This is a genomic window from Mycobacterium sp. NGS63 (assembly GCF_059812295.1).
Genome location: NZ_JCALCJ010000011.1, coordinates 1 through 25,337, shown reverse-complemented (window position 1 = coordinate 25,337; position 25,337 = coordinate 1). Strand labels below are relative to the sequence as shown.

Genomic DNA, 25,337 nt, shown 5'->3' with positions numbered 1-25,337 from the left:
ACTTTGACGGGCCCCGGGGCGATATTGACGGCCTTCGGCGCACCTAGAATGAATGCATCATGACCGCACCGGGGCCACCTCTTTCAGAAACCCCGATCGCGGGGCTCGTCGACCTGGCGCTGACCGCGCCGACCTTCCAGCAGCTGATCGACACCGCGGCGGCCCGGCCCCCCGAATTGAGCCTGGTCGGCCCGGCCAGCGCGCGGGTGTTCGTCGCGGGGGCGCTGGCGCGGCTGGGTGCGCTGCTGGTGGTCACCGCGACCGGGCGCGAGGCCGACGACCTGACCGCCGAGCTGCGCGGCGTGTTCGGCGACGCGGTGGCGCTCTTCCCGTCCTGGGAAACCCTTCCGCACGAACGACTTTCGCCCGGCGTGGACACCGTCGGCACCCGGATGACGGTGCTGCGCCGGCTGGCCCATCCCGACGACGCGCGGCTCGGCCCCCCGCTGCGGGTGGTGGTGACCGCGGTGCGATCGCTGTTGCAACCGATGACCCCGCGCCTGGGCGACGTCGAGCCGGTCACCCTGAGCGTCGGCCGGGAGATCGCCTTCGAGGAAGTCGTCGCCCGCCTGGTCGAGCTGGCCTATACCCGGGTGGACATGGTCGGGCGCCGGGGCGAGTTCGCCGTGCGCGGCGGCATCCTCGACGTCTTCCCGCCGACCGCCGAGCACCCGGTGCGCGTCGAGTTCTGGGGCGACGAGGTCAGCGAGATGCGGATGTTCTCGGTCGCCGATCAGCGCTCCATCCCCGAGATCGAGGTCGACACGGTCATCGCGGTGGCCTGCCGCGAGCTGCTGCTGAGCGACGACGTGCGGGAACGCGCCGCCGCGCTGGCCGCCCGGCAGGCCGGAAGCGAGCCCGCCATCACCGGCAGCGTCACCGACATGCTGGCCAAGCTGGGCGAGGGCATCGCCGTCGACGGCATGGAGGCGCTGCTGCCGGTGCTGCGGCCCGGCGAGCACGTGCTGCTGACCGACCAACTGGCCGGCGGCACCCCGGTGTTGGTGTGCGACCCCGAAAAGGTGCGCACCCGCGCCGCCGACCTGATCAAGACCGGCAGCGAATTCCTCGAGGCGTCGTGGTCGGTCGCGGCGCTCGGTACGGACGCGCCGGTCGACGTGGCGCAGTTCGGCGGCTCCGGCTTCGCCGAGCTCGACGACGTGCGGGCCGCAGCCGCAAAGGCCGGCCATCCGTGGTGGACGCTGAGCCAGCTGTCCGACGAGTCGGCCGTGGAGCTGGACGCGCGGGCGGCGCCGTCGGCGCGCGGGCATCAGCACGACATCGACGGCATCTTCGCGATGCTGCGCGCCCACGTGTCGACGGGCGGGTACGCCGCCGTCGTCGCGCCCGGCACCGGGACCGCGCACCGGGTGGTGGAGCGGCTGGGCGACTCCGACACCCCCGCGGCCATGCTGGAATCGGGCGCGGTCCCCCAGCCCGGGGTGGTCGGGGTGCTCAAGGGACCGCTGCACGACGGGGTCGTCATCGCGGGCGCGAACCTGGTCGTCATCACCGAGACCGACCTGACCGGCAACCGGGCCACGGCCGTCGAGGGCAAGCGGCTGGCCGCCAAGCGGCGCAACACCGTCGACCCGCTGGCGCTGGCCGCCGGCGACCTGGTGGTGCACGACCAGCACGGCATCGGCCGGTTCGTGGAGATGGTCGAGCGCACCGTCGGCGGGGCCCGGCGCGAATACCTGGTCCTCGAATACGCATCCAGCAAGCGCGGCGGCGGCTCCGACAAGCTGTACGTCCCGATGGATTCGCTGGACCAGCTGTCGCGCTACGTCGGGGGGCAGGCGCCCGCGCTGAGCCGCCTCGGCGGCAGCGACTGGGCCAACACCAAGACCAAGGCCCGCCGCGCGGTGCGCGAGATCGCCGGCGAGCTGGTGTCGCTCTACGCGAAGCGGCAGGCCAGCCCCGGGCACGCGTTCGGGCCGGACACCCCGTGGCAGGCCGAGATGGAAGACGCGTTCGGGTTCACCGAGACCGTCGACCAGCTCACCGCGATCACCGAGGTCAAGGCCGACATGGAAAAGGCGATCCCGATGGACCGGGTGATCTGCGGCGACGTCGGCTACGGCAAGACCGAGATCGCGGTCCGGGCGGCGTTCAAGGCGGTGCAGGACGGCAAGCAGGTCGCCGTGCTGGTGCCCACCACGCTGCTGGCCGACCAGCACCTGCAGACGTTCAGCGAGCGGATGGCCGACTTCCCGGTGACAGTCAAAGGCCTGTCCCGGTTCACCGACGCCGGCGAGTCGCGCGCCGTCGTCGAGGGCCTGGCCGACGGGACGGTGGACATCGTGATCGGCACGCACCGGCTGCTGCAGACCGGGGTGCGCTGGAAGGACCTGGGGCTGGTCGTCGTCGACGAGGAGCAGCGGTTCGGCGTCGAGCACAAGGAGCACATCAAGAGCCTGCGCACCCACGTCGACGTGCTGACGATGAGCGCCACCCCGATCCCGCGCACCCTGGAGATGAGCCTGGCCGGCATCCGCGAGATGTCGACGATCCTGACCCCGCCCGAGGAGCGCTACCCGGTGCTGACCTACGTCGGCCCGCACGACGACAAGCAGGTGGCGGCGGCGTTGCGGCGCGAGCTGCTGCGCGACGGGCAGGCGTTCTACGTGCACAACCGGGTCAGCTCCATCGACCGGGCCGCGGCGCGGGTCCGCGAGCTGGTGCCCGAGGCGCGGGTCGTCGTCGCGCACGGGCAGATGCCCGAGGAGCGGCTGGAACGCACGGTGCAGGGCTTCTGGAACCGCGAACACGACATCCTGGTGTGCACCACGATCGTGGAGACGGGCCTGGACATCTCGAACGCCAACACGCTGATCGTCGAGCGCGCCGACACCTTCGGCCTGTCGCAGCTGCACCAGCTGCGCGGCCGGGTCGGCCGCAGCCGGGAGCGCGGCTACGCCTACTTCCTGTATCCGCCGCACGCGCCGCTGACCGAGACGGCCTACGACCGGCTGGCGACCATCGCGCAGAACAACGAGCTGGGCGCGGGCATGGCGGTGGCGCTGAAGGACCTCGAGATCCGCGGCGCCGGCAACGTTTTGGGCGTCGAGCAGTCCGGGCACGTGGCCGGGGTCGGGTTCGACCTGTACGTGCGGTTGGTGGGCGAGGCCGTCGAGGCCTACCGGGCCGCCGCCGACGGCCAGACGGTCACCACGGCCGAGGAGCCCAAGGACGTGCGCATCGACCTGCCGGTGGACGCGCACCTGCCGCCGGACTACATCGCCAGCGACCGGCTGCGGCTGGAGGGCTACCGGCGCCTGGCCGCGGCGTCGACGGACGACGAGGTCGCCTCGGTGGTCGAGGAGCTCGTCGACCGCTACGGGGCGCTGCCCGAGCCGGCCGAACGGCTGGTGGCGGTGGCGCGGCTGCGGCTGCTGTGCCGCGGCGCGGGCATCACCGAGGTCTCGGCGCCGTCGGCGGCGACGGTGCGGCTGTCGCCGGTGACCCTGCTGGATTCGGCGCAGGTGCGGCTCAAGCGGATGTACCCGGCGGCGCACTACCGCGCCACGACGTCGACGGTCCAGGTGCCCATCCCGCGGTCCGGCGGGGTGGGGGCGCCGCGCCTGCGCGACGTCGAGTTGCTGCAGATGGTGGCCAACCTGGTGACGGCGCTGGAGGGGAAACCGCAGATCGACCTTGGTATAACGAGTTCTGCAGCGGTGTCGAGTGAGGAGCGGCGGGCGTGATTGTCGTCTTGTTCGACCCCCGGCGCCCGTCGCTGGTGCCGGTCGAGGCCATCGAGCACCTCGCCGGCGAGGTGCAATACACCGAGGAGATGCCCGTCGCGGTGCCGTGGTCGCTGCCAGCGGCGCGGCCGGTGCACTCCGGGGAGCACGCGCCGGTGTTGCTGTCGTCGGATCGCGATCACCCGGCGGTCACCGCGGCCTTGGCGGCCGGGGCGCGGCTGATCTCGGCGCCGGACACCCCGCGCGGGGAGCGGCTCGTCGACGCCGTCGCCATGATGGACAAGCTGCGCACCGCGGGGCCGTGGGAAAGCGAGCAAACTCACGACTCGTTGCGCAAGTTCCTGCTGGAGGAGACCTACGAGCTGCTGGACGCGGTGCGCATCGGCGACGCCGACCGGCTGCGCGAGGAGCTGGGCGACGTGCTGTTGCAGGTTCTGTTCCACTCCCGCATCGCCGAGGACTCGCCGCAGTTTCCGTTCACCATCGACGACGTCGCGGCCACGTTGATGCGCAAGCTGGGCAACCGGGTGCCCGGAGTGCTGGCGGGAGAACCGATTTCGCTCGAGGACCAGCTGGCGCAGTGGGAGGAGCGCAAGGCCGCCGAGAAGCCGCGGAGCTCGGTGATGGACGACGTCCACACCGGTCAGCCGGCGTTGGCCTTGGCGCAGAAGGTGTTTCAGCGCGCGGAAAAGGCGGGCCTGCCCGCCGATCTGATCCCGGTGGAGATGACGTCCGTTTCGGTGTCGGCCGACGTCGATGCGGAAAGCGCGCTTCGCGCAGCCGTTTTGGAGTTCGTGGACACCGTGCACGGCGTGGAGCGGGCGATCGCGGCGGAGCGCGGCGGCGGACTTGCCGACGGGCTCGACCCGGCCCCGCCGGGTGACATCACCGAGGAGGAGTGGCGCGCGCACTGGCCGTCCGGCGGGGGCGCCCACGCGCCACGGGACTAGGGACGGCTCACATCAAGCTCGTAACAATTTCACGCAGCGACTTCGGCGATGTTTGCCATTTTCGCCGCCCGCGACCGGGTGACGCTGCGGTTGAGGTGGGAATGCGTGCGGTGGGGTGTGATCTGGGTTTGCTAGCCATTGTTGGCGACAGCTAACCGTTGATTCGCCGACAGAGGGCGCCGCCGGCGCCTTAATCGGCCGGGCAGTCCCGCAACCCGTGGGACGATGGTCATGGCCGACGTTTGTGTAGCTGAAGTGCAGGGGAGCTTCTAGGGATGGTGTCGCCGAGGCGTTGGTTGCGCGCGGGCGCCGTGATCGGCGCGACCGCGATGCTGCTCGCCTCCAGTTGCACCTGGCAGCTCAGCCTGTTCATTCCCGACGGTGTCCCGCCGCCGGCGGGGGATCCGGTGCCGGCGGTGGACACCCACCTCAGCGGCCGGCCCGCGGATCAGTTGCGGGGGTGGGCCGAAGCGCGGTCGGCGGCACTGGAAATCCCGGTCATCGCGCTGGAGGCCTACGCGTATGCCGCGCGGGTGGCCGAGGTCGAGAACCCCAAGTGCCACATCGCGTGGACCACGCTGGCGGGCATCGGGCAGGTCGAGAGCCACCACGGCACCTACCGGGGCGCGACGCTGTCACCCAACGGGGATGTGAGCCCGCCCATTCGGGGCGTCCGCCTGGACGGCACCGGGGGCACGATGCGCATCGTGGACAGCGAGGACGGCCTGGACGGTGGCGGCGATGTGGTGCGCGCGATGGGCCCGATGCAGTTCATTCCGGAGACCTGGCGGCTGTACGGGGTGGACGCCCACAACGACGGCCGGCTCAGCCCGGACAACATCGACGACGCGGCGCTGGCGGCGGCGGGTTACCTGTGTTGGCGGGGAAAAGATCTCGCCACGCCGCGGGGGTGGATCACCGCGATGCGGGCCTACAACAACTCCGGCGTCTACGCGCGGGCGGTGCGGGACTGGGCGACCGCCTACGCGGCCGGTCACCCGCTGTAGCAGGATGTATCGCTGACCGACGCGTTACGACACAAGGAGAACCCAGTGCCGATTATCGAGCAGGTCGGAGCCCGCGAGATCCTCGACTCGCGCGGCAACCCGACGGTCGAGGTCGAGATCGCCCTGATGGACGGGACGTTCGCCCGGGCCGCGGTGCCGTCGGGCGCGTCGACCGGCGAGCACGAGGCCGTCGAGTTGCGTGACGGCGGTGAACGTTACGGCGGCAAGGGCGTGCAGAAGGCCGTGCAGGCGGTGCTCGACGAGATCGGGCCGGCCGTCATCGGGCTGAACGCCGACGATCAGCGGCTGGTGGACCAGGCGCTGGTGGACCTCGACGGCACCCCGGACAAGTCCCGGCTGGGCGGCAACGCGATCCTGGGTGTGTCGCTGGCCGTCGCCAAGGCCGCCGCCGATTCCGCCGAGCTGCCGCTGTTCCGCTACATCGGCGGGCCGAACGCGCACATCCTGCCGGTGCCGATGATGAACATCCTCAACGGCGGCGCCCACGCCGACACTGCCGTCGACATCCAGGAGTTCATGGTGGCCCCGATCGGGGCGGCCAGCTTCGCCGAGGCGTTGCGGTGGGGTGCGGAGGTGTATCACGCGCTCAAGGCGGTGCTGAAGAAGGAGGGGCTGTCCACCGGCCTGGGCGACGAGGGCGGATTCGCGCCCGACGTGGCCGGCACCACCGCCGCGCTGGACCTGATCGGCCGGGCCGTCGAATCGGCGGGTTTCCGGCTCGGGACCGACGTCGCGCTGGCGCTCGATGCGGCGGCCACCGAGTTCTACGCCGAGGGCACCGGCTACTCCTTCGAGGGCTCCACCCGCACCGCCGAGCAGATGGCCGAGTTCTATGCGGGCCTGCTCGGCTCCTACCCGCTGGTGTCGCTGGAAGACCCGCTGTCCGAGGACGATTGGGACGGGTGGGCGGCCCTGACCGCCGCGATCGGCGACCGGGTGCAGATCGTCGGCGACGACATCTTCGTCACCAACCCCGAACGCCTGGAAGAGGGCATCGACAAGGGCGTGGCAAATGCGTTGCTGGTCAAGGTGAATCAGATCGGCACGCTGACCGAGACGCTCGACGCCGTCGCGCTGGCCCACCACAGCGGGTATCGCACGATGATGAGCCACCGCAGCGGCGAGACGGAGGACACCACGATCGCCGACCTGGCGGTGGCCGTGGGCAGCGGTCAGATCAAGACCGGCGCGCCCGCCCGCAGCGAGCGGGTGGCCAAATACAATCAGCTGTTGCGGATCGAGGAGGCCCTCGGCGACGCGGCACGCTACGCCGGGGACCTGGCGTTCCCCCGATACGCGCTGGATCAGAAGTAGGTTGAAATAGGTTGACGCCCAAGCCCGATCCGAAGCGGCGCTCCCCGGCATCGCGCCCGGGGAAGGCCGGCGATTCGGTTCGGCGCCGTCGCGCCGGCGGACCTTCGGCGCCCGCGCAGACGACCACCCGCAACACGTCGCGCACGCTGCACGAGCGTGTCGTCGAACCCATCAAAAGACAGGTCGCCGAATCCGTCGAGCAGCGCTCCGATCAGCGGCTGGGTTTCACCGCGCGCCGCGCGGCGGTGCTCGCCGCGGTGATCTGCGTGCTGACCCTGACCATCGCCGGCCCGGTGCGCACCTACTTCGCGCAGCGCACCGAGATGGATCAGTTGGCCAAAAGCGAAGCGGCGCTGCGCCGCCAGATCGGCGAGCTGGAGCAGAAGAAGGCGAAGCTGGGCGACCCGGCGTACATCGCCGCGCAGGCCCGCGAGCGCCTCGGCTTCGTGATGCCCGGGGACATCCCGTTCCAGGTGCAGCTGCCGCCGACGGCGGCGGTGTCGCCGGAGCCCGGGGCTGAGACGGCCAAACCGGCCAATGGCGACCCCTGGTACACCTCGCTGTGGCATACCATCGCCGACGCGCCGCACCTGCCGCCGGCGCCCCCGCCGAATCCCCCTTCGTCCGGTGGTTGATCGCGCCGACCTGGAGGCGGTGGCGCGTCAGCTCGGGCGTGAACCGCGCGGGGTGCTGGAGATCGCCTACCGCTGTCCCAACGGCGAGCCGGGCGTGGTGAAGACCGCGCCGAGATTGCCTGACGGCACGCCCTTTCCGACGTTGTACTACCTGACGCATCCATTGTTGACCGCGGCCGCGAGCCGGCTCGAGACCACCGGATTGATGCGGTCGATGACCGAGCGACTGCGGACGGACGTCGCGTTGGCGGCCGCCTACCGGCGCGCCCACGAGTCGTATCTGGCCGAACGTGACGCGATCGAACCGCTGGGGACCACGTTCTCCGGTGGGGGGATGCCGGACCGGGTGAAGTGCCTGCACGTGCTGATCGCGCACTCGCTGGCCAAGGGCCCGGGTGTGAATCCTTTCGGTGACGAGGCGTTGGCCCTGTTGGCGGGCGAGCCGGCGCTGACCCCGGTGTTGGTGGTGGGGCAGTGGTGAGCCGGCTCGCGGGAATCGACTGCGGCACCAACTCGATTCGGTTGCTGATCGCGGACTTTCGTGACGGCCGGCTGGCCGATGTGCATCGCGAGACGCGGATCGTGCGGCTGGGTCAGGGCGTCGACGCGACGGGTCAGTTCGCGCCGGAGGCGATCGACCGGACCCGGGCCGCGCTCGTCGACTACGCCGCGCTGCTGGGGAAGCACGGCGTCGAGCGGGTGCGGATGGTCGCCACCTCGGCGGCCCGCGACGTCACCAACCGCGAGGACTTCTTCGCGATGACGGCCTCGGTGCTGGGCCCGGTGGTGCCCGGCGCGGTCGCGGAGGTGATCACGGGCGCCGAGGAGGCCTCGCTGTCGTTTCGCGGTGCGGTCGGCGAATTGGATTCTGCTGCGGGCCCGTTCGTCGTTGTCGACCTGGGCGGTGGGTCCACCGAGATCGTGGTTGGCGGCCAGAGCGTGGTGGCCAGCTATTCGGCCGACATCGGCTGTGTTCGCCTGACCGAGCGCTGCCTGCACTCCGACCCGCCGACTGCCGGGGAAGTGGAGGCGGCGCGTGAGGTGGTGCGCGAGCGGCTTGATGTCGCGCTGCAAGCGGTGCCCGTCGCGGACGCGCGGACCTGGGTGGGGGTCGCCGGCACGATGACCACACTGTCGGCGCTGGCGCATGATATGGCGACGTATGATTCTGCGGCCATTCACCTTTCGCGCGTTCCCGGCCCCGACCTACTGGCCGTGTGCGAGCGGCTGATCGGCATGACGCGTTCGGAGCGCGCCGCCTTGGGGCCCATGCACCAGGGCAGGGCCGACGTGATCGGGGGCGGGGCGATCGTGGTCGAGGAGTTGGCGCGCGAGCTGCGCACCCGCGCGGGCATCGACGAGCTGACCGTCAGCGAGCACGACATCCTGGACGGCATCGTGCTCTCGATCGCCGCGTAAGTCCCTAAAAGGGGCCTCGTTCAGCGCCTCTTCCGGTAATTTGCACCCATGCGCTTCGCGGTCGCGGTTGTGTCACCGCCCGACCACCAGAACATCAGCGGCGAAGCTTTTAACGAGGTCGCCGAGGCGTTACACCACGGTCTTTTGGCGCTTGGCCACGACTCGGTGCTGACCAATCGTCTGGATCTCGACGAGCGCCGCACCATCGTGCTCGGCGGAAACCTCCTCGTCCAGTACGGCCTGGAGCCGCCAAAGGATCCCATCTTCTACAACCTCGAGCAGCTGGGCGACGACTTGCCGTGGATGACGATGCCGGAGTTCGTCGACCTTTTCCGGTGCTACCCGACGTGGGACTACAGCGAGGCCAACGTCGAATACCTCGCCGGCCTGGGACTGCCGCGGCCCACCTACGTTCCGATCGGATACGTGCCCGAGCTGACCCGGATCGCCCCAGCCCCCGAGGACATCGACGTGCTGTTCTACGGCGCGCTCAACGGGCGCCGATACGCCGTTCTGCGGGAGCTGCACGACCGAGGTCTTCGGGTCAAGTGGCTATCGGCCGTCTACGGCGCGGCCCGCGATGCCTGGATCGCACGCTCGAAGATCGTCCTGAACCTGCATTATTGGGACGCGAAAATCTTTGCGATCGTGCGCGTTTCGTATCTACTCGCCAACAGGCGGGCGGTGGTCTGCGAGCATAGTGCCGATCCGGCGCTGGAGCGCGACCTGGAGTCCGGTATCGCGTTCGCCGACTACGACGGACTGGTCGATCGCTGCGTGGAGCTTGTCGGCGACGAGCGTGCGCGGCGCGATCTCGCCGAGCGGGGCTACCAGGCCTTCTCCGCTCGCGACCAGGCCGCCATCCTGCGGCGCGCGCTATCGGAAAGTTCCGAGGGTGTCACCCGCCAGACCGCCGGCCGGGGCGACTTTTGCGGCGCAGATCTGCGCGAACTCCAACTGTTCACCATCAGCCTGTTCAAACATAAGGCTGCGCAGGAGCGAGATTGGTTGCTGGCCAAGGTCAAACGCGACCCCGAGGATGCGCGGTCGGTCTTCTTCCTCGCCGAAACCTACGTGCGTATGGAGGATTTCGTCAACGCGCGCAGGTGGTGCGAGCGGCGAATCGAAATGGGCGGCTGCGACGAGGAGGTCTACTGGGCGATGTATCGGCTCGCGGAGGCGATGTCGAATCTCGGCGAGCCGTGGCCGGAGGTTCAGCAGGCCTACCTCAGGGCGTGGGAGTTCCGGCCGACCCGCGCCGAGGCATTGCATGCCATCGCCTTTCGTTGTCGCGTCGAGCAGGACTACCGGCTCGGTTACCAGTTTGCCCGGCGCGCCGCCGAAATCCCCTTTCCCGACGAGGACCTCTTTGTCCCCAGATACGCCGATGTCTACGCATGGCGCGCAATGGATGAGCAGGCGGTGTGCGCATCCTGGCTCGGTCAGCACGCCGAGGCGTTCACCCTGTGCCGGCGCCTGCTGGCCCGCCCCGACTTGCCCGACCCGGATCGACAACGGATTGCGGCCAACCGCGATTTCTCGGTGCCGGCCATGCTCGACGCGGCCGCACCGTACCCCGAAGCCCTGGTGCGGTCCCTGGCCGCAGGGCCCGGTGACGGCGAGGTCACCGTCACCCTGGTCGCCGGTCCGGACCGGGAGACCACCGAGCAGACCCTGAATTCGTTTTTGAACTGCTGTCTGGATGTGTCGCGAGTCGGGCGCTTTGTGGTGCTTGATGCCGGCTTGTCCGCCGCCGACCGCGCGAAGCTGCGTAAGCGGTACGGGTTTGTCGAGTTCGCCCGTCGCAGATCCGGTGACAAGCCTGTTGCGCTGCTGGCGCAGTTGCGCGCTGAGATCGACGGACGGTTCTGGCTGCACCTGGGCGCGGGCTGGCGGTTCTTCGCCCCCGAGAACTTCATCACCCGCTTGACCGCGGTGCTCGACGCCGAACCACAGGTATTTCAGGTGGGCATCAACTACGACGATGCAGTCAAACTCGCCGGCGCCTGCGCCGCCGAGGAGGCGGTGCGCCGGGCACCCGAGGCTGGCCGCTACCTGCTCACCGATGTAATGGCAAGCGGCCCAGCGATGTTCGACACCGCACGCTTGGACCTGGCCCGCGGCGAGGACCACATCGACCCCGCCGGGCTGCGCACTGCCACCCTCGACGAAGTCCTGTGCATCTCAGGTCCGTACCTCTAGATCTGCGAGGGCTTCGCCCCAACTTGTGGAAGCATGCCAGCGGTGGGCCGTTGAATTGGGCCTCCGGCTGGGACGTAATCGTTGGCATGCTTAACGTCGCCATAGTGAGTAACAGTGCTGTGATCGGTTGGGGCACACGGGATTTGGTCCTCGGCTTGAACCGAGAGCCTGCAATGGCGCTTTCCGCACCGCCGCCAATGCCTTGTCCGAGCATGTGGTGTTCGAATTGGAGTCGGTGGATCGGATGCGGCTCAACCTGCGCCAGCCGCGACTGCAGTACGGCGCAGGTTCTGGAACTTCCTTGTCCGCCACCGCGGTTGGCGGTTCGCCTCGACGGCGTTGATGGCCCTATGAGAGAACTATGTGGTCGAGGCCGATCACTACGTCCATGCTCACCAACTGGCGCGGGAACGATTCGACACCCGGGCAACGCAAGAACGAGGTCACCCAGAAGTATCGGGCGGCCATGACGGCAGCGAGTGCAAGTTGTACGTTGGGGTTCGCACAACAGCGGGCCACAGTATGGACGTCGAGCCGGCGCGCAACCCTGGACGCGGCCCACGCCTTCACGTCCAAGCTCCCACCTTGTTTCGCCAGGACGCCAGCCCATTTGATTTTGACCCGCTTGCCTTAGGCGTAGCAGATGATGCGGTAGTTGGACGGCGAGAGTGTCTGCATCAGCCAGGCCACCGATCGCGAGGTCGGAATCCCCCGCCCGGCCGCGGCAATGAGCGCGTCGAGGTCGAGGTCAGCGCGGTCCTCGGCCGTCAGCGGATTGTGTTGCCGAAGGTCGGTAATTTCGCGCCTGGCTCTGGTGAGCTGGTTGGCTGTCTTGATGGTGTTGCCTCCGGGGCGTTCCTCAGCGGCGGCGGGGCGCCGGGCAGGAGCCCGCGCTGTGCCCCTTCCAAGCATGCGAAGGCGTATGCGAGGTCCGCGAGTTGGCCCGTCCCTGCGCCCTCGGCCCGGTCTGCGATTGCTTTCAGGGTTAGATGCCCTGCGGTTCGAATGATGTCTGCTAGCTCCTGCCGGGTGCGTAGCATCTTGGTCTCGACGTCGTCGACGAGTTTCTCTTGGTCGGGCAATTGGATCTCCGTTTCGTTCTGTGGCGAGTGGCCCGTGCCAGGCTTGCGGAAAAACCTCTTGATCTTGCCCCCCCTTGGGGTCGGCCGGGTTAGGAATGCATAGTTGACGGTATCCACAGACGAGTTGCAACGCAACGCCATAACGTCGTCCCCCGTGGACGCAGTTTGGACACGAACTCGGTTCAAGCGGCGATTGCTGACGTATATGCAGTCATGTGTTTCAGCAGGTCAAGTAGCCTCGGCGCGCGCCCCCTGACGATCTACACGCTCCGTTGATAGGCCGAAAACGAGGTCCAGACGGCGCTGCGCGCCGCGGTGATGGGGGAGCGCCTGGACCCGTAGAGGCGCGTAAGCTTGGCCTCGAGCTGCCAGCCGGAGCCGATCTTAATCACGTCTGGGCGGGGCCGCCCGCCAAGCACGGCCTGCTCGGCGCGATCCAGTCCAAGGCGCTCACCAACCTCGGCCTGCGCGGCTACCACTCGTGTGCGAGGTCGGCTGCAGTAGCCTTCCGCGCCGGCCGCCTGCTGATCGCCATCCTGCCTGACGGCGACTACTGCGCGATCGAGCCCAACACGACCATGTCCACGAGGGCCTGCGGGCGCACTTCCCAAACCCGGACTAGATGCACGCGCTCGCCGCCGAACACGACATCACACTCGAGATCATCGAGTGGTCTTCGCTCAACCGCCACGAGCAAGGTCTCGTGTGCGGGCAGACGCCGACGCTGCTACGCAAGGCGGGGACACGAAGCTGCGGCCGGCACCTCCGCCCCGGCCTTCGCAGCCTCCGTTGCCGTTGATGCCGCCGTTGACACAACCCCTGTCGTTGCCGCCGGTGCCAGTCAACCCGCATTACCATCGGGCCGCCGGTTGCAAAGCACATACTCGATCAAGCAGCAACCAGCCGCAACCGGCGCGCCCGCGTCCTTAACTAGACGACTCGCCGGAATGGATGATCTGCCGCGCCGTGAATTGTTCCACGAGGAGCTTACCTTCGAAAGTACCCTTAGCAATTCCAGTTTTCGGTGATGGCGCGCTGCAGCGGCAGCGACGTGAACTCGAGCGTAATGCTAACCACCCTAGCCTCATGGAGCAATGAGAACTGTGAATAGTTAGGGCCGGCATCGCCCTCGTTCAAGGAATTTTAAGGTTCTAGATTCTCAGCCTGACCGCTACTTTGTTGCCGCATTCCACGCCGATCTTTTGCATCGCGTCGTGTAGATCAATATGGCCGAGTATGAGGTCTTTGGCTATCTCGCAATACGCCTTGTCGTGCGTGTATCGGAGGACTTGCTCGTCGGGACGACCGTATAAATTGTACTCGACCACAGTCCCGTCTGGCATGTCTTCGTCGAGGATCATCGAGATTGATGGAACAGCAGGATACCGTTCGAAGTACAGCCGTGTGAAAGGAGGGCAGTCATCGAACGAAACCCACTCGATCCCGAGCTGGGCGCACAAGAGAATCCGCTGCACAGGATCGATGTGATCATCAAAAAATGCAAAGGCCAACTTTCCCCTAGGCAGAGAGGGCGGCTCCGCTCCTATGTCGTTTTGAATATATGTGATACTTTCTTGCTTATAGAGCAGAGGGTTGAAAGAGAGATCGTAAGCCCACTTCTGCGCGTTCGGTAAAGCCAAATCCGCAAGTCGAAGAGAGCCGCCAATAAACACGCCGCTCTCGACATAATAATTCGGCTCCAAATGTTTAAGCAACAGCCACTCCGCCAGGAGGCCGCCATCGGATGTGGATCCTTGTATCCCCCGCAAGCTCTCGGGAACGTTGGGTAGATACTGTTCGTAAAATTCTCTCAGATATGCAAGGACGGCCTCTCCGGTGAACGGGTTGTCCCAGAAGATTCTGGAGTCATTAAACCGCTTGGCGATTTTTCTTGCAATCCACGGCAGGTCGTCGTACCGAACGCTGACGATTCCCAAAGAAAAGTTGGCGTCGTCCCCCTTCGATGGCTCCACCCGGCTAACATTTTGCATCCCATAATCGTTGTAAAGCTGTTCGGTCCGGTCCATGCCAAGTTCCTTCCCGGCTGGTAGTGTCTGGCTACGGCTCTTTAGGAAATCTTTGTAAAGTTGTTTGGCCCGGTACACGCCAAATTCTTTGGAAAATTGTTCGGTCCGGTCAATGCCAAGTTCCGTCCCGTCTGGGTCTGGTAGTGTCCGGCCACCGCTCTCTAGAAATTCTTTGTAAAGTTGTGTGGTCCGGGTCATGCCGAGTGTGGTCCCGGCAGGTAGTGTCTGGCCACCGCTCTCTACAGATTCTTTGTAAAGTTGTTCGGTCCGGTACATGGGAAGTTCCGTCCCGTCTGGTAATGTTCGGCCACCGTTCTCTAGAAATTCAATAACGGCAGGCTTGATCTCCTCGTCATCGACCGATTGATAAGCCCTTCGGCCGTTGCCATGAATATCGGGCAACATGGCTTGGAGATCCACATCGTGCTCGTAACCCTTCAAATAAAGCCTCTGGTAATAAGGTTCAAGGCTTCCAACAATGGTTTCCATCTCCGCATCGGACAATGTCTCGATCACTTTACGATCGTCACCGGAAGCGCAACGTTCAAACACGAAATCAACAAGAGCTTCGCCGTATATCTCTTCTAGAGCAAATCTTTCGACAAGGCGCGCGGTCTTCGCGCTGACGTCGCAATATTTTCGGCTCCAGCTTTCATTAGCGATTCTTACACCATAGTTTTCGATGATCTGAAGCAATCCGTCGTCAAGCTTATTTCCAAGTCCAATGGCATGAAAAAAATCTACGATAATATTTCCATTTGTGAATTGGCCACGCTCGTAGGGTCGGATCACAAACCCCAGCTTCTCGTCAGCCTCGATCGCATTGAGGAAGCCATCGATTAACTGGCCATAGGTGAAGCAACAATATCCTATGCCGCTGCACGGGCCCATCGAGGTGAAGAAACTCGCTTCCGTGATAGCAAGGACGCCTTCCCCCTCCGAAGATGCTTGCTCTGGAATCGAAATGAATCTGAAATTATATGGACGGGAGTTTTCTGCTGCCCAAGCCGCCACTAAATCGACCGGCGGACGAACATACATAATTACGGTCCGACTATGAGCCGCAAACGCTTCGCTTTTGATCGACTCCGGGCGCCCCATCAGCCCCTCGTCGGAAAAAATGATGTGGCGGCATGGAGAAGCTGTAATCAAATCTTTTACATGCTGCACATTAAAATCGTTACTAACAATAAGCTCGGCGTTGGCGTACCTTGGCAAATCGAGACGCGGAGGCGACAACAAGATATAATCTACGTCAAGAGACATCAACTGCTTCTTATTGTCGAGTAGAAATCTTTGAATATAAGTGGAAGCTGTTTTGACGGTCCCGACGTGGAATATTATATGCTTTGCGACATCATCCATTTTAATTCCCCGGCAACATCAGACAGTTGTCACCCTAGATGCCTATAGATCCTGTTTCTAGCCGATCGTAAGCACGCTAGCATACGGAAGGGCCTGCGGATACGTGTTCTCCAGCGTAAGTCCCCTGGGGCGGTGGGGTTTCGGGCGAGGCCAGGCCGGGCTGAGGAGATGCCGCCACCAGAGGCATCTCCGGGGCCGCAAGTGGTCGGAGCGTCCCAGGCCTGGAGGCCTTTTAATTCGGAACGTACCATAGATCAAATCCGGTCACTTGCGACCAGTTTATAAGGTTTGGCTCTCGAGAATACAGCACTTTATATCCAACACTTTCCAGTAATTTTGTCACAGGATCGTCTTGCCGATGCTCTTCCACCGAGATAAAGCCGAACTTATATTTTTCGAAATCGAAAGCATTGAGAATCTGAAATTCTGTTCCCTCGGTATCTATCGAGAGGAAGTCAATTTCTCTTGGTGCGCGATGTTCGTGCAATAAATCCATGAGAGACACGGTTGTGACAGGATACTTCTCTCCCGGCCACTTTGTCGCCTCGGAAACAGACGATTGGCCGGTCTCCTCGGCCTCATTAAACTCGATCGTCTTGCCGCTTTCCGAGAATACGCAGCGCTGATCGATAATTGCCGACCTATTAGCCTTCAGTCCGGCGTGCCACGCGCGAGCAGGCTCCGCAAGAATACCGCGCCAGCCAAACATCTTTTCCAACACAAGAGTGTTGCTCAAATGTAGCCCGTCGCACGCTCCGAATTCGACAAAGTATCCGTTCCGCTTCCCCTTTGCCATCGCGAATGCAAATGCTTCTTGCTTGAACTGAGATCGGCTCTCCGGTACAGAGCTCAATACATCTTGAATCTGCTCAGCGCCAAGTCCGTCTGCATTGGCGAGCAGCTCCATCAACCTCAACAATCTCTGCCGTTGACCAATGAGTGACTGTACGGCGAACGTCTTGTGCTTTACATCTTCGCGCAACTCTTCTACAGTCATTTCATCAAGATACTTATCTGTCATTTTCCTCCTCCGGATCCGCGGATGGCAGCATATAAGGGAGCTGTCCAACCCATCAGCTGTACCTTACGGATGAGTGTCCGCCACACCGCGCCGAGTTCGTCTTTGCCACTTTGGCCTGCCTTGGCGACAGAAACGACAGGTCGACCTCATCTGTTGTTTCCAAAACCACTACTGCGATTTCCCGGAAATCGTCCTCCGTTATGTCGGGATAATTTTCGTTTGCTGTCTTGAGGCCGAACTCGGGTTTCTTGGTGTTGTGTTCGCGAAGCTTCATCATGCCTATTGCTCCTTACTCATGTTGAAAGCCGTCCGGTAGCTGGTGCGGCCAAGAAAGCGACTATGGCCTTCCCTAAGTGCCGAGTCGGTCTGGTACTCCAGAAACAACAAACCCACCCGATCGATGCGGCCACGAGGTGGCGCCTCTCGGCCCGAAGTAGCAAGAGGGTGGAATTCCAGCACCGGCGTCGCCTCGCGAAACCAGAGCGCTTCGTAGTTTGCGTGACCCGCCGTCAACGTATGGCGCAGGATGTGACGGCGCGCTGCGGGTTCCCCGCAGGGCGCTTTTCTGTCGACAAAATAGGAGGCATAACGCGCTGCGTGTCTTTGACCAGTGCTGAGTTCGACGAGCCAGGGGTAGAGGTCGCCGGGGCAACGACGAGTCAGTTCGATGAGCCACGGTTTCTGGCCGTCCCAGATGAACTGCACATGCAAGAGTCCGTCAACCAGATGCAGCGCCTGGGCAAGGCGCTCGACCGCGGATTTGACGGCCGCGATTCCATCGGCAGGGAAATCGCTGACGACGTACGAAATGTCGACCGCGAAGGGCGTGACCGAGCCGTCTTCGCGAACGATGGCCGCCTCGGCCACCTTCCGGTCTTCCACGAAGGCGCTGTAACTGTGCAGCTGGCCGTCGATATAGGTTTCAAGCAACGCCTCACCATTACGGCTTTCGGCACGCGCGGTCGTAAGCGCGCGCATGCCGGCGGCGCGGTCCGCCCCGTCGAACACCGAAATTCCGCGACCGCTGAAGGCATCGGAAGGCTTGGCGATCAGCTTCCCCTGGACGGGCAGGTCTTCCATGAACACGCGTCTGGGTGAGGGAAGGTCGAGCTCGGCGCAAATGGCGCGGAACGCCGACTTGTCGCCGATCTTCTGATAGGTCTCCGGCGTGTCAAGTACCGTTTTCTTAAGCCGCAAGCGAAGGGCCGTCTCGATCGACACGTCGGTGCATCCGGGTACGACGCAGTCTATGTCCAGTCGATCGACATGAGATTGCACGACGACAGCATCTGCATAGTTGTCTTGCAGATAGTGCCTGGCGTCGCGTCGGGCCAGGACATCCTGCGGACGGTTGCCGATGGTCCAGACCTCGAATCCTTCTTCCAGAAGCCAGTCATGGATCGGCCTCGCCGCAAAACTCGTATCGAGGAGAAGGGCGCGTGTCATTCGGCCAGCTCGGAAATTCTAACTTCTCTGTTCGAGTTCGCCGCTTTAACGATGGCCTCGATGATCACCATATTGAGATAGCCATCGCGCGCCGTGACAAGCGGGACGGCGTTGCCGCGCACCACATCGACGAAATGCCTGAGCTGAGTTGGCAGCGGATCACGCCGCTTGACCGAGAGCTGCCCCTCGTCGAATGGTTGCCACCAGGAACGATTGGGCGTCCCAAAATAGGTCCGGAACCGCATCGAGGGAAAATCGAGCGATCCCATGGTCCCGCCGAAGTGATAGCAGTTCTGCTCGGGGAAATGCGGGTAGACCGGGTTCTCACCGGCTGTCATCTCCCAGCTCTTGCTGCTCGCGCTGACATCGGACAGCAGGAATGTTCCGATGGCGCCATTCCCGAAGGAAAAAATGATGGCGCTGCTGTCTTCCACTTCAAACTCACGCGTCGCTCTGCTGAACTTGGCCGCGACGCTGTCGATTTCGCCGACAAGAAAACGCAGGATGCCTACTTCGTGGATCATGTTGATGAGGATCGGCCCGCCGCCCAAGCGGGTCCGCCAAGGCCCGCTGGCGAAGTAGTCCGCCGGCTTGTAGAAGAGGGCCGCCCCCTGGACGCAAACAGCATTCCCGAACTTTTCGGAGCTCATGAACGCCCGAGCAACCTCGAGCAGGGGGCTGTAGGTCCGGTGATGGCCGACAAGCAGAGAGACCTTCTTCTCCTCGGCCGCTGACGCGAGAGCAGCCGCGGTGGAAAGCGAATCCGTGATGGGTTTTTCGACCAAGGCGGGAATGCCGCTCTCCACGCAGCGCATCGCCTGATCGTAATGAAAGACATTTGGAGAACTGATGATCGCAGCGTCGATCTGCTCGGCTTCAATCGCTTCTTCGACGGTGGAGAAGAGTCTGACACCTTCGGCTGCAGCGAACTCAATATTGCGAGGATGCGCGGGCGCCACGATCGCCGCCAGCCGAGTATCGAGATTCTCTTTCAGCAAGGCCGCATGCTTGCGGCCCATCAGCCCCGGGCCGGACAGCAGGAAGCGAAGTTCCCTATTCACGATCAGCGGCCCTTAGAACCGCCAGCTTTTGGCGTTTGCAGTGTATTTTCGACAGCACTTCGGAAATGATCTCAATATGCTCTGTCTCAACGCCCGAGTGGAAGGGCAGGCACAGCACCCGATCCTTGATCTTGTCCGCTATGGGTGCACCGTGCACAGTGTGGATCGTTGCGTTTTTGTAACAATCGAAATCGGTGCAGATCGGCCAGAAATATCTCCGTGAGAAGATCTGCCGTTCCTTCAATTCATCATATATCTCATCACGTGTTGCTCCATAGGCGTATGGATCAACGACGATCATATAAAACTGTTCGGATTGTTTGACGCCGGGCTGTTTTATCTGGCTCCGCAGGCCGGGAAGCTGATCGATGATCCTGTCATATTTGACACGCAATGCCCTGCGGATGTCCCGCTCTTCTTCGAATCTCTTGAGATTCAACAATCCGATCGCCGCGTTCGCTTCATTCATCTTGCCGTTGATACCCACGACGGTTACGCGCTCTTCATTGACAATGCCAAAATTACGCACCAGTCGGAGGCGCTGTGCCATATCTTCGTCGGTCGACGTGATCAGCCCGCCCTCGAAGGTATTGAACAACTTCGTTGCATGCAGCGAGAAAGTGCTGAGGTCCCCCATTGCGGCCGCGGAGGTCCCGCCTTGCATTGCAGCGAAGGCATGGGCGGCGTCAAACAGCAGCTTTAGGCGGTGCGCCTTGCACACCCTGTCAAGACCCTCAACGTCGCAAAAAGTCCCATAGACATGAACGCCGATGACAGCCTCTGTCCTGCTGGTGATTGCTCTCTCAACCGCAAGCGGATCAAGGGTCAGCGTCTCCTCGCAAATATCGGCAAACACCGGTCTGTAGCCGCAAGCGGAAATTGCATGCGCGGTCGCCGGAAAAGTCAAAGGTGTGGTAATTACCTCGGCGCCCGGAGACAGATTTAAACTCAGCAGCGCGCACTGCAGGGCAACCGTGCCATTGCAGAACAGCTTGGCAACCGGCACATTCAGACGCTGAGCAAGCTCGGCTTCGAGCCTATTGTGGAGCGGACCCTCATTCGTGACTATTCTCGATGACCAGATCTCGCCAAGCAGTTCGGTGAGATCTTGCAGAGGTGGCAAAAGGGGTCGCGCAACATAGAGCGGTTTCATCATAAACTCCAGGTTCACGTAATTGGAGGCCGCGTTTGAGCGATGACCTCGTGTGACAGGGACCGGCATCGTCGCGGTTGCTCGTACAAAGTCACGGTAGCGCCTCTTCAAAACCAGGAGGGCCGCCGGGAACAATGGACCGGGCCTGCGGGAAAAGCTCGTATTCCTTACGCATAAGCTTGATGATGCGCGCCACATAATCATCGTAGCTATAAAGCTTATCCCATTTTGCGCGAAGCGCTTTGTTCAGCGCCACATAGCGTTGCCGATCCGCTTCCAACCGCCTGATCGTCGGGACGATTTTCTCGATCATTTCCTCTTCTGTTTTGAAGAAGTTTGCGAATTTCTTGTATGAGGCATCGGGGAAAAACTCATCATTATAAAGTGCAAAGCCGATGCCGCCTTGATACATGGGCTGAGCGACATAACCATCAAAACCCTCTCCGAAAGAAACAGAGAATTTGCAGCGTGTAGCCAAGTCCATGTAGGCGTCGAAGGTCATATCCTGGATCTGAACGAGTTTGTAGTCGTCCAGTTGTTCGAGGCGCTTAAGGACCGCGCGCCGATAGGGCGCATCGTCGTTTGAATAGATAATTATGTCCTCTTTGTCGTCGAAACCTAGTGCCGGATAGTCTGAAAGATCCGTGTATGCCGGCAGCAGAAGGCTCGGTAAATTGTAGCGATCTGCGACATCCTGCCTGAAAAAGGCGCGATGAGACACGGACTGCCCGATGGTGTTGGAAATACGTCGCAGATCCCTGAACACCTCCGACTCCGGCATCATTCGAATATTTTGGTTCATGATATTGATATGCACGCAATCCCTGCGAAGCAGATACCTGACAAGGTCGGGAGAGAGGTGGCGGACGAAATCCACCGTTGCATATTCGGGGATGTGGATCTGGAGTTCGGAGACTTCGGCGAATAAGCGCAATTGTTCCAGTCTGAGAACGGTCTCGCTGTTCCTGAACGCGCTGCAACGCACATACGTCAGCCCACGCGGATTCGGTCGAGTCATAACCAGCACATCATATCCATGCAGCCGGCGCATTCTTCGCGCGTGATCGGCAATCGAAAAGAATGAATAGATTCCCCCGCTCATCGAATTATGTTCCGGCACAACAAAGACCGCGATCTTCCGCGAGTTGATGATACTCATCGGGACCATCATGTCTTGCGCGCGCTCGAAAATCACCGATTCGTCCCCAGCGGGCATCGCCTTCCCCGAGCGGTTCCAAATTTCATTGATCTTTTCATTAAAGGTTCCAAGCGAGCGAGATTGCCGCCGTCCGATATTTGCGTAGTGAATAAGCGGTTCCGTGCCGGCCGCTTCTACGTCGGGGTGGCGCAGAAGGTATTCGCGCACACTGAATTCCGGGTTTGGATTCCTGAACTCCTTCCAGCCCCTCAGGAGGTAGTGCGAAAATGCGTCTATGCGCGACAGGTCCAGATCGGGATTCTGTTCTATGTAGAAGTCCTCATCGAAAAAATGGGATGCAACTTCGACCGGCTTGGTCATAAGTACAGTCGTTTCGTTCCCGGAGCGGATAAACATTCGGCGCGCTTCTTCCGGCCAATACGACTTCTCGTCCCAGTAGGCATATGAGTCGACGCCTTCCAAATTGCCGTCGGCCTTGGCTCGTCTCCACGGGCCTTCAAGAGTGTCGGCGGCTAAAATCCAGTCGGAAAATTCCTGCCCGGGTTCGTGCAAATGCATATCGAATATAAACAGAAATGGCGGGAACCGCGTTTCCGTCTCCGTGCATCCGAAGTAGTCGATCGATATATCAACGGCAACATTTGATATCCCGTCGGGTGCGGAGATTTCGACCTTCTGATAGTTGTCCGACGCGGTCCCGCCGAAAAATTCCCGATCGAATTCCAAGGTGTGAACCTCGGTTTCTTGCGTATCGAGGTTTGTGAACTTTACGATCAGGTTTGCATGAGATCTATGATTTGCAATGTTGGCCCTAAAGCTCAGAGGCCGCGAGGCGCCTTCCGCGATTATCTGCTTGCGAAAGGACATTCGGTAGGGCGGGTCGGACTTCTCGAGCTGGATCTCGAGTGTGTTGAAACCCGGGACGTTCCAATCCCGATACGTATTGACGGATAGGTTCGGGCCTTTGACGCTATTCTTTGCTTCCAGGACAACATCGGTGTTTTCTGTGACGTCAAAGTCGAAACGCCTTGGAAGCGAGACGGTACAAGGCTCGAACGGGGTCTCCTTTGAGCCCTGAATTAGGACGAGATTGGGGTCGCTGAGATCATGATCTAAATTTGCGTAAACCATGTTGCCTGTGACGACCACAGCGCGCACGCCTTCAATGTCTCTTTTAAGCATCGATCTTTCACGTCCCGAAAAGCAGTAAATTGGTTTCCTCATCAAAGAGGCATCAGAGCGCTCGACACCCTGGCCGAGCGCGTCTCGCAGGAATGATGATCCGGCCACGCGCTGGCCGGCGGCGAGCTCGAACCGGCCGTGCAGCGCCCAGTGGTCGTAGCCTGACGAGAATTGACCATCGCGCACGGCCTGCGCGATGTCAGGAAAGGTGCGCAGGTATAGCTCTTCGTTGAACAGTTCACGGCTTGGCAGATCATCCATTCCGGCAGTCTCCTAGCGAGGCAAGGCTTTTGGCGGGAAACCTTCGGTTAGGCCTGCATCCCCTTCGCGGCAGCGGCACACCGCCGCACGGGCCGAGCAGCCGCCCGTCGGGAGGCCGCGCCTCGACGACGCTCGCAACGTTGCGTACCGGCGCACGCAGACCAGCCGATGAGGAGTTCAGCGCCTCCTCAATCGCCTCCCCGAGCGGATCGCCGAGAGCCCCCGGTCCGCAACGCGCACCCATCTGCGCAACGATGCCACAATCGGTCCTGGGATTGGGACAGTTTTTGTGGTACGACCTCAGGCAGCCGTGACGAGCGGCGGATCACACGACCTGAGCATGGTGGCGGGGTTCGCCGCCTACTCGCGGCCCGTTTGATCCCGGGTACGAGGACGCGCAATCAGAGCTGGAGGTGGGGTTGTACCTCTGCGGTGAGTCCGGAGTCTTCGGACACGCCAGAGCTTTCAGCAGCTTTCGCCATTAAAGGTGTCAAGTCCAGCTATCCTTCCGGTACTTTGCAGCCATGCGGTTCGCCGTCGCAGTAGTGAAACCTCCTAGCAATCCGACCATCGGCGGAGGATTTCGCGAGATCGCGGAGGCGTTACACTATGGTCTTCTAGCACTTGGCCATGATTCGGTGCTTACCAACCGTCTGGACCTCGACGAGCGCTGCACCATCGTGCTCGGCGGAAACCACCTCGTCCACTACGGCTTGCAGCCACCGAAAAGGCCCATTTTCTACAACCTCGAGCAAGTGGGTGACGACTTGCCATGGATGACAATGCGTGGATATGTCGACCTTTTGAAGCGCTACCCGACGTGGGACTACAGTCAAGCCAACATCGAGCGGCTCGCTGGCCTGGGATTGCCCCGGCCCACCTACGTTCCGATCGGATACGTGCCCGAGCTGACCCGGATTGCCCCAGCCCCCGAGGACATCGACGTACTGTTCTACGGCTTGCTCAGTGAGCGTCGATACGCCGTTCTGCGGCAGCTGCACGACCGCGGTCTTCGGGTCAAGTGGCTATCGGGCGTTCTTGGCGCGAGCCGCGATACCTGGATCGCACGCTCGAAAATCGTCCTCAACCTGCACTATTGGGAAGCGAAAATCTTTGAAATTGCACGTGTTTCGTATCTGCTCGCTAACAGGCGGGCGGTGGTCTCCGAGCGTGGTGCCGATCCGGCATTGGAGCGCGACCTGGAGTCGGGAGTCGCGTTCGCGGACTACGACGAACTGGTCGATCGCTGTGTGGAGCTCCTCGACGACGAGCGCGCGCGACGCAAGCTCGCCGAGCGGGGCTATCAGGCATTCTCCGCCCACGACCAGGCCACCATCTTGCAGCGTGCGCTGTCGGAAAGCATCGAGGGTGTCGCCCATCAGACCACCGCGCGGGACGACACTGGCATCGAGGTACGCCACGAAAGTCCAGAACACCGCGCGGATCTCCACGACCGTCACCGCAACCTGATCAGGCAAAAGTTCGAGCACGAACGAAATCTGTTGCTGGCCAAGGTCAAACGCAACCCCAAAGATTCGCGGCCTGTCCTTTTCCTCGCCGAGACCTACGTCCAATTGGGCGATTTCGTCAACGCGCGCACGTGGTACGCACGACGGGTCGAGATGGATGGCTGCGAGGAGGAGATCTACTACGCGATGTATCGGCTCGCGGAGTCGATGGCGAACCTTGGTGAGCCGTGGCCGGATGTCCAGCAGGCCTACCTCGGGGCGTGGGAGTTCCGGCCGACCCGCGCCGAGGCGTTGCATGCCATCGCCGTTCGGTATCGCGTTGAGCAGCGCTACTGGCTCGGTCATTTGTTTGCCCAGCGCGCCGCCGAAATCCCGTTTCCCGAGGAAGACCTCTTTGTCCCCCGATATGCGGACGTCTACGCGTGGCGCGCAACCGATGAGCAGGCGGTGTGCGCATCCTGGATCGGTCAGCACGCCGAGGCGTTCACCCTGTGCCGGCGCCTGCTGGCCCGCCCCGATCTCCCCGACCCGGACCGGCAACGGATCGCGGCCAACCGCGATGTTTCGGTGCCGGCCATGCTCGAGGCGGCCGCACCCTACCCCGAAAACCTGGTGCAGTCCCTAGCCGCTGGTCCCGGTGATGGAGCCGCGGTTACCGTCAGCCTGATCGCGGGTTCGGACCGCCAGACCACCGAGCAGACCCTGAACTCGTTCCTGAACTGCTGCCTCGATCTGCCACTTTGGCTCGGGCGCTTCCTGGTGCTCGATAGCGGCTTGTCCGCCTCCGACCGCGCCTGGCTGCGGAAACGCTATCGGTTTCTCGAGTTCGCCCGTCGTCGATCCGCCGACAAGCCCG

General features: G+C 62.8%; 16 protein-coding genes and 1 pseudogene. 9 read left to right on the top strand and 8 right to left on the bottom strand.

From position 1 onward, the window contains the following. Positions 1–59: 59 nt before the first annotated feature. The 8 genes from mfd (at position 60) to AC5Y4Z_RS23575 (ending at position 11,255) form a co-directional block, all read left to right on the top strand. Entirely contained in the window at positions 60–3,707 is a 3,648-nt protein-coding gene (gene mfd / locus AC5Y4Z_RS23610; RefSeq protein WP_499967338.1) for a transcription-repair coupling factor, read from the top strand. After that, positions 3,704–4,657 carry a nucleoside triphosphate pyrophosphohydrolase gene (locus AC5Y4Z_RS23605; protein WP_499967337.1) on the top strand — a complete coding sequence of 318 codons (954 nt, stop codon included), beginning with the start codon at positions 3,704–3,706 and terminating at the stop codon, positions 4,655–4,657. Before mfd ends, AC5Y4Z_RS23605 begins: the two co-directional genes overlap by 4 nt. Before the next feature lie 278 nt (positions 4,658–4,935). Next, positions 4,936–5,664 carry a lytic transglycosylase domain-containing protein gene (locus AC5Y4Z_RS23600; protein WP_499967476.1) on the top strand — a complete coding sequence of 243 codons (729 nt, stop codon included), beginning with the start codon at positions 4,936–4,938 and terminating at the stop codon, positions 5,662–5,664. A gap of 45 nt (positions 5,665–5,709) precedes the next feature. After that, on the top strand, positions 5,710–6,999 hold the full coding sequence (gene eno / locus AC5Y4Z_RS23595) for a phosphopyruvate hydratase (RefSeq protein ID WP_499967336.1): 1,290 nt from the start codon (positions 5,710–5,712) through the stop codon (positions 6,997–6,999). Positions 7,000–7,010: 11 nt separating this feature from the next. Further along, positions 7,011–7,634 carry an FtsB family cell division protein gene (locus tag AC5Y4Z_RS23590; RefSeq protein WP_499967335.1) on the top strand — a complete coding sequence of 208 codons (624 nt, stop codon included), beginning with the start codon at positions 7,011–7,013 and terminating at the stop codon, positions 7,632–7,634. Beyond that, positions 7,627–8,115 carry a DUF501 domain-containing protein gene (locus AC5Y4Z_RS23585; protein WP_499967334.1) on the top strand — a complete coding sequence of 163 codons (489 nt, stop codon included), beginning with the start codon at positions 7,627–7,629 and terminating at the stop codon, positions 8,113–8,115. The genes AC5Y4Z_RS23590 and AC5Y4Z_RS23585 overlap by 8 nt, the downstream gene beginning before the upstream one ends. Then, positions 8,109–9,053: a Ppx/GppA phosphatase family protein gene (locus AC5Y4Z_RS23580; RefSeq protein ID WP_499967333.1), complete on the top strand. Its 945-nt coding sequence runs from the start codon at positions 8,109–8,111 to the stop codon at positions 9,051–9,053. Before AC5Y4Z_RS23585 ends, AC5Y4Z_RS23580 begins: the two co-directional genes overlap by 7 nt. 48 nt (positions 9,054–9,101) lie before the next feature. After that, positions 9,102–11,255 carry a hypothetical protein gene (locus AC5Y4Z_RS23575; RefSeq protein ID WP_499967332.1) on the top strand — a complete coding sequence of 718 codons (2,154 nt, stop codon included), beginning with the start codon at positions 9,102–9,104 and terminating at the stop codon, positions 11,253–11,255. A gap of 630 nt (positions 11,256–11,885) precedes the next feature. Here AC5Y4Z_RS23575 and AC5Y4Z_RS23570 read toward each other — a convergent pair. From AC5Y4Z_RS23570 to AC5Y4Z_RS23535, 8 genes are all read right to left on the bottom strand, one after another. Further along, positions 11,886–12,167, bottom strand: coding sequence for an ACT domain-containing protein (locus AC5Y4Z_RS23570; RefSeq protein ID WP_499967331.1), 282 nt, complete (start codon positions 12,165–12,167; stop codon positions 11,886–11,888). Between the two features lie 1,321 nt (positions 12,168–13,488). Next, the gene (locus tag AC5Y4Z_RS23565) at positions 13,489–15,729 is read right to left on the bottom strand and encodes a hypothetical protein (protein WP_499967330.1); all 2,241 of its coding nucleotides are present in this window, start codon (positions 15,727–15,729) and stop codon (positions 13,489–13,491) included. Positions 15,730–15,961: 232 nt separating this feature from the next. Next, a complete protein-coding gene (locus AC5Y4Z_RS23560; RefSeq protein ID WP_499967329.1) occupies positions 15,962–16,750 on the bottom strand; it encodes an FkbM family methyltransferase in 789 nt (262 codons plus the stop codon). Positions 16,751–16,802: 52 nt separating this feature from the next. Then, complete coding sequence (locus AC5Y4Z_RS23555) at positions 16,803–17,027, bottom strand: hypothetical protein (RefSeq protein ID WP_499967328.1); 225 nt, start codon at positions 17,025–17,027, stop codon at positions 16,803–16,805. 2 nt (positions 17,028–17,029) lie between these two features. Then, positions 17,030–18,196, bottom strand: a complete 1,167-nt coding sequence (locus AC5Y4Z_RS23550) for an ATP-grasp domain-containing protein (protein WP_499967327.1) — start codon at positions 18,194–18,196, stop codon at positions 17,030–17,032. Continuing rightward, a complete protein-coding gene (locus AC5Y4Z_RS23545; RefSeq protein ID WP_499967326.1) occupies positions 18,193–19,257 on the bottom strand; it encodes a Gfo/Idh/MocA family protein in 1,065 nt (354 codons plus the stop codon). Before AC5Y4Z_RS23545 ends, AC5Y4Z_RS23550 begins: the two co-directional genes overlap by 4 nt. Next, positions 19,250–20,413, bottom strand: coding sequence for a DegT/DnrJ/EryC1/StrS family aminotransferase (locus AC5Y4Z_RS23540; RefSeq protein WP_499967325.1), 1,164 nt, complete (start codon positions 20,411–20,413; stop codon positions 19,250–19,252). Before AC5Y4Z_RS23540 ends, AC5Y4Z_RS23545 begins: the two co-directional genes overlap by 8 nt. Positions 20,414–20,501: 88 nt before the next feature. Next, positions 20,502–23,012, bottom strand: a complete 2,511-nt coding sequence (locus AC5Y4Z_RS23535) for a hypothetical protein (protein ID WP_499967324.1) — start codon at positions 23,010–23,012, stop codon at positions 20,502–20,504. Positions 23,013–23,536: 524 nt separating this feature from the next. Between AC5Y4Z_RS23535 and AC5Y4Z_RS23530 the strand changes: the two are divergent. After that, a pseudogene (locus AC5Y4Z_RS23530) lies at positions 23,537–25,337 on the top strand (hypothetical protein); the annotation flags it as partial.